Below are 3,615 nucleotides of genomic sequence, written 5' to 3' on the forward strand. Positions count from 1 at the left end.
GGAAGGCGGCCAGTTCGGTGGTGGCCATGGCGAGCAGCGCCACCATCAGGGTGATTTCCAGGGCTGTGACGGCCGCGATGCCGAAGACGATGACCGTGATCATGGGGACGGCTCCGTGCGCTGTGCCGCCAGGGGTGTTTTCGATGGGTTCACTGATCGGAGTCTAGATTGGCGCCTCGCCCTGACCCGTCAGCCCGCCCCGGGGGCAGGGCCGTGCTTTGCCGTGCCTGTCGTGATCCTTGGCCTGGCTCGGGTTTACGTGCCGCTCACCTGCGGCAGGTGCCCTCGCCCGCCCGCCCACCCGGCCGGGCGGGTGGGCTCTGTCATGCAGCCGTAGCTTCGCTTCCAGCCTGAAGAGGACGAAATCAAGATCATTTGCTCGAACAGCCTGTCGGTCACGCTTCGGCACTGTAGGCGGCTAGCAAAGGGTGCGCACCTCGTTGCGCGCCTGACCCGCCGGAAGCGGCGGCACCCGTTCTCCGCCACATCCAGCCAGATCAACAAACACGCTGCTCAAGCACAGTCACCTACGACTCTACGCGCCCTTGGCAACCCTGCCCTGACCAGCATGTCCCCGCTTTTGCGCACCTGCCGCACCCTCAGCAACGCCTTATGAAGGCCACCACCACCACGTGACCGATCACCGACAGAGCCGCACCCCACAAGACGAGCCAGGGCCCGCGCGACGCGCGGGCCCTGGCTATGTCGAGGTCATGCGTGGCGGGCCATCTTGACGGCGGAGATCAGCAAGACGATGGCCAAGACGGGAATGATGACCAGGTCCGGGATCACGCCGAGCAGCAGACCGCCGAGCAGGGCGCCGGTGACGGAGCCGGCGACCATGATGGTAACGAAGCGCAGGTGGGCGCCCAGGACGGCGAAGCTGCGGTCGCGGCTGTAGCGGGCGAAGGCCACCAGCATGGTGGGCAGCGAAACCACCAGGGACAAGCTGCCGGCGGTCTTGATGTCCACCGCGTAGAGCAGCACGATCGTGGGGATCAGCAGCTCGCCGCCGGCCACGCCCATGATCGCGGCCACCACGCCGATGCCGAACCCCGCCGCCACTCCGGCGACGGCCTGAGCCGGGCCGGGCAGTTCCAGCGCGCTCAGGCTGCTGGTGTGGGTGAGCACCAGGGCGGCGGCCATGAGCGCCATCAGGCCCGCGAGCACCTTGTAAAGGGTGGCGGTGCGCATCCGCACCACCCAGGACGCGCCCGCCCAGGCCCCGAGCAGGCTGCCGGCCAGCAGATTGGCCGCCACGATCCAGTGTGCGGCCAGCTCGGCAGCAGGGACGGCGACCAGCCGGGCAGGCAGCGCGGTGAGCACCACGATGAGGCTCATCGTCTTGTTCATGATGACCGCCGCCAGCGCGGCGAACCCGAACAAGCTGATCAGCAGCGGGAGCCGGAACTCCGCACCGCCCAGGCCGATCATGCCGCCCAGCACGCCGACCGCCGCGCCGGCGGCGAAGGCTGACGGCAGAGAGCGGACCACACGCGCGGGGACAGCAGCGTCTTCCTGGGTCATGCCGATCAGGTTAGGCAGGTGAGCGGGCCGGCAGTCCGTCCTGCGACGGCAACCCTGGGACCGCGGTCATGGGTCAGCCGCTCCGCTTCATCGTGCAAGGCCGCGATGAGGAGCAACTCCAGCACCAGGTTCTCCTCCAGGCCGTTCAGAATTTCCCACAAGAGCCCAGATGAACACATGCCCGAGAGCTCCACACGTTGACAAATATGGGTGGAACGAGCCGACTTACCTGGTACCTGCGCTGTTCCGGCGCCGGACGTACCGACGCTGAGCGGCGCGACGGTCGCCGACCCGCAGCACCGGGGCAAGCTGCTCCCACGTGACACCAGCGGATCGACCCGGCCGGTGAGAGATTTGGGAGGGCAATCCGGGGCCATTGGCGCGGCGCAGGTCAGTGACCCACCGGGTGCGGCTTGGGGCTTGCGATCGGCCGGGCGAGGAGCGGCGGGCACGGGCCGGTGGATGTGCAGGTTCCCGCCTGGCACAAGCCAGCCGTGCCCACCGCCTGTCCCGGTCCGCCTTTCCCAACAGCCCGGGGGTCTTTGACGTCCCACGCCTGCCGATCTGGGCCGGTAGTGCCACTGTGACGCCCAGCCAGGACGGAATCAAGAGACGGACTCCTCATACGCGGCCCTGCGGGCCTGGATGCTTGGCATATGCCAGGGAAACGGGGTTGATGCCTTGCAGGTGAGTGTGAGCCCTTCCGTTGCCGGGCATGGGCTGGATCAGGCGGTTGTCAGGCGAGGAGGCGCCCGGTGGAGCCCACGTCGATCGAGCTGGGGACGAACGGTCTGGTCTGCCTGACCGGGGAGGTGCGCGAGCCGGTCTGGCTGAGCATGGCCGTGCTGCGGTCGATGCCGCAGCGGGAGATGACGGTGAGTTTCGAATGCCGCACCTCCGGACTGCGGCGGCACCATTTCAGCGGGCCGCTGCTGATCGACGTGATCGGCTCGGCCGGGCCGCGGTTCGATCCGGGTGAGCGCAAGAACCGGCTCCGCTTCGTGATCGCGGTGCTGGGGCGAGACGGTCATCGCGCGGTGCTGTCGTGGGGGGAGATCGATCCGGAGTTCGGCAACACCGCGGCACTGCTGGCCGTCAGCATGGACTGCCGGGATCTGGACGAGCAAGGCCCGCACCTGGTGATGCCGGGCGATCGCTGCGGCGCCCGGCACATCAGCCAGGTCACCGACATCCGGGTGCGCGACGATGACCGGTTATGGGGCTGAGCGCTCGCAGGAGCAGGGCGGTGCCGGCGGGCCGGCCCAGTGCAGGGCGATGTACGGGGTGGCCTGGCCGCAGTAGCGCACCCGCTCACGGGTGATGCGGTAGCCGGCGAGTTGTTCGGGCTCATCGGGCCGGCGGCGCGGCACGGGGATGGCCAGGAAGCCGATGTCCTGCTCGACGTGGGTTAGCAGGCCGTGACAGGGCCCACCGAGACAGATGGCGTTGCAGTCGTGGGCACCGCGGCCGCCGTCGCCTCGCTGGATGCTCATGCGGGGTAGGCGTGGGTCTCGGTGGCCTTGACCGAGGCCCAGATCTGCTGGCCGGGGGTCAGGTCGAGGTCGGCGACGGCGGCGGGGGTGATGTCGGCGAAGGCGGTGACGGGCCCGTCGAGGTGCACACGGACGTTGTCGCCGTGCCGTTCGATGCCGTCGATGCGGGCCTGCCACAGGTTGCGGGGGCTGCCGTCCGGGCGGGTCCGGTACAGCGCCACGGCGGCGGGCGGGAAGGCGACGAACGCCGGCCCGTCCAGGTGGCCGGAGCCAAGCTGCTCGGCGGTGTGCAGCAGCAGTTCGCCGACCTTGACCCGGGCACCGTCGGCAGTCCCGCGATAGAGGTTGAGCCCGACCAGGCGGGCCACGTAGTCGGTGCGCGGGCGGCGGGCCACCTCGGCCGGGCTGCCCTGCTGGACGATCGCGCCGTGTTCGATGACGATCAGCCGGTCGGCCAGCACCATCGCATCCAGGGGGTCGTGGGTGACCAGGACGGTGGCGCCGTCGAAGTCGGCCAGGTGGCGGCGCAGCTGGGAGCGGATCTCCAGCCGGGTGTGGGCGTCGAGGGCGGCCAGCGGCTCGTCCAGCAGCAGCA

4 protein-coding genes are annotated in these 3,615 nt (G+C 69.5%); 1 reads left to right on the forward strand and 3 read right to left on the reverse strand.

From position 1 onward, the window contains the following. Positions 1-711 precede the first annotated feature (711 nt). The gene (locus ACTWPW_RS63315) at positions 712-1,527 is read right to left on the reverse strand and encodes a sulfite exporter TauE/SafE family protein (RefSeq protein ID WP_443174903.1); all 816 of its coding nucleotides are present in this window, start codon (positions 1,525-1,527) and stop codon (positions 712-714) included. Between the two features lie 755 nt (positions 1,528-2,282). Here ACTWPW_RS63315 and ACTWPW_RS63320 point away from each other — a divergent pair. Beyond that, positions 2,283-2,753 carry a hypothetical protein gene (locus tag ACTWPW_RS63320; protein ID WP_443174904.1) on the forward strand — a complete coding sequence of 157 codons (471 nt, stop codon included), beginning with the start codon at positions 2,283-2,285 and terminating at the stop codon, positions 2,751-2,753. Here the strand turns inward: ACTWPW_RS63320 and ACTWPW_RS63325 are convergent. Then, complete coding sequence (locus ACTWPW_RS63325) at positions 2,742-3,020, reverse strand: hypothetical protein (RefSeq protein ID WP_443174905.1); 279 nt, start codon at positions 3,018-3,020, stop codon at positions 2,742-2,744. The two genes, ACTWPW_RS63320 and ACTWPW_RS63325, sit on opposite strands and share 12 nt — an antisense overlap. Then, positions 3,017-3,615 (reverse strand): TOBE domain-containing protein (locus ACTWPW_RS63330; protein ID WP_443174906.1); only part of this gene is annotated, 599 nt, incomplete at its 5' end. The genes ACTWPW_RS63330 and ACTWPW_RS63325, both read right to left, overlap by 4 nt.

Origin of the sequence: Nonomuraea sp. KM90, assembly GCF_052246675.1 — a bacterium.
In the GTDB taxonomy this organism is placed as follows: domain Bacteria; phylum Actinomycetota; class Actinomycetes; order Streptosporangiales; family Streptosporangiaceae; genus Nonomuraea.

Excerpts from the sequence above, each read along its gene's own strand:
- ACTWPW_RS63315 (WP_443174903.1), bottom strand. The coding sequence starts at position 1,527 with ATGACCCAGGAAGACGCTGCTGTCCCCGCGCGTGTGGTCCGCTCTCTG.
- ACTWPW_RS63325 (WP_443174905.1), bottom strand. The coding sequence starts at position 3,020 with ATGAGCATCCAGCGAGGCGACGGCGGCCGCGGTGCCCACGACTGCAAC.